Source organism: Pedobacter hiemivivus (genome assembly GCF_005144565.1).
Taxonomy (GTDB): Bacteria; Bacteroidota; Bacteroidia; order Sphingobacteriales; family Sphingobacteriaceae; genus Pedobacter; species Pedobacter hiemivivus.
On sequence record NZ_SWDX01000030.1, the window covers coordinates 1 to 1,676 of the forward strand.

Annotated in this window: 1 protein-coding gene; it reads right to left on the reverse strand. The window is 47.6% G+C overall.

Going from position 1 to position 1,676, the window contains the following annotated elements; genetic code table 11:
- Positions 1–1,676: beta strand repeat-containing protein (locus FBD94_RS26085; protein WP_169472418.1), on the reverse strand; the 1,676-nt coding region annotated here is incomplete at both ends.

Genomic DNA, 1,676 nt, shown 5'->3' on the forward strand with positions numbered 1-1,676 from the left:
ATTAAGTGCCGACTGGTCYGCCTTYAATGCAAGTCCAGCCGTAACCGCCGTTTGATCAGCTTTTGAAGCCAACCCAGCGGTAACATCTACCGTATTTGCTTTTGATGCTAGTCCGTTGGTAAGATCAGTTGTACTAGCCTTCAATGCGATCGCATCTGTTGCAGTATTAAGTGCCGACTGGTCCGCCTTCAATGCAAGTCCAGCCGTAACCGCCGTTTGATCAGCTTTTGAAGCCAACCCAGCGGTAACATCTACCGTATTTGCTTTTGATGCTAGTCCGTTGGTAAGATCAGTTGTATTAGCTTTCAATGCGATCGCATCAGTAGCAGTATTAAGTGCCGACTGGTCTGCCTTTAATGCAAGTCCAGCCGTAACCGCTGTTTGATCAGCTTTAGATGCCAACCCAGCAGTAAGATCTGCCGTATTTGCTTTTGATGCTAGTCCGTTGGTAAGATCCGTTGTGTTTGCTTTCAATGCGATTGCACCAGTGGCAGCATTAAGTGCACTTTGATCAGCTTTCAATGCAATAGCATTCGTAGCGGCAGTAAGTGCCGTCTGGTCCGCCTTCAATGCCAAGCCTGCTGTTACCGCTGTTTGATCAGCTTTAGTTGCCAACCCAGCAGTAAGATCTGCTGTATTAGCTTTTAAGGCAAGTCCGTTGGTAAGATCCGCTGTACTAGCCTTCAATGCGATTGCATCAGTGGCAGCAGTAAGTGCCGTCTGGTCCGCCTTCAATGCCAATCCAGTAGTAAGATCTGTTGTGTTTGCTTTTAATGCTAACCCAGCAATAAGATCCGTAGTATTTGCTTTCAATGCGATGGCATCAGTAGCACTACTAAGTGCGGACTGGTCTGCCTTTAATGCAAGTCCAGCCGTAACCGCCGTTTGATCAGCTTTTGATGCCAATCCAGCGGTAACATCTGCCGTATTTGCTTTTGATGCTAGTCCGTTGGTAAGATCCGTTGTGTTTGCTTTCAACGCGATCGCATCAGTGGCAGCATTAAGTGCACTTTGATCAGCTTTCAATGCAATAGCATTCGTAGCAGCAGTAAGTGCAGACTGGTCCGCCTTCAATGCCAAGCCTGCTGTTACCGCTGTTTGATCAGCCTTCAATGCCAAGCCTGCTGTTACCGCTGTTTGATCAGCTTTAGATGCCAATCCAGCGGTAACATCTGCCGTATTTGCTTTCAATGCAATAGCATCCGTAGCAGTATTAAGTGCAGACTGGTCTGCCTTTAATGCAAGTCCAGCCGTAACCGCCGTTTGATCAGCTTTTGATGCCAATCCAGCGRTAACATCTGCCGTATTTGCTTTTGATGCTAGTCCGTTGGTAAGATCCGTTGTGTTTGCTTTCAATGCGATTGCACCAGTGGCAGCATTAAGTGCCGACTGGTCCGCCTTCAATGCAAGTCCAGCCGTAACCGCCGTTTGATCAGCTTTTGAAGCCAACCCAGCGGTAACATCTACCGTATTTGCTTTTGATGCTAGTCCGTTGGTAAGATCAGTTGTACTAGCCTTCAATGCGATCGCATCTGTTGCAGTATTAAGTGCCGACTGGTCCGCCTTCAATGCAAGTCCAGCCGTAACCGCCGTTTGATCAGCTTTTGAAGCCAACCCAGCGGTAACATCTACCGTATTTGCTTTTGATGCTAGTCCGTTGGTAAGATCAGTTGTAT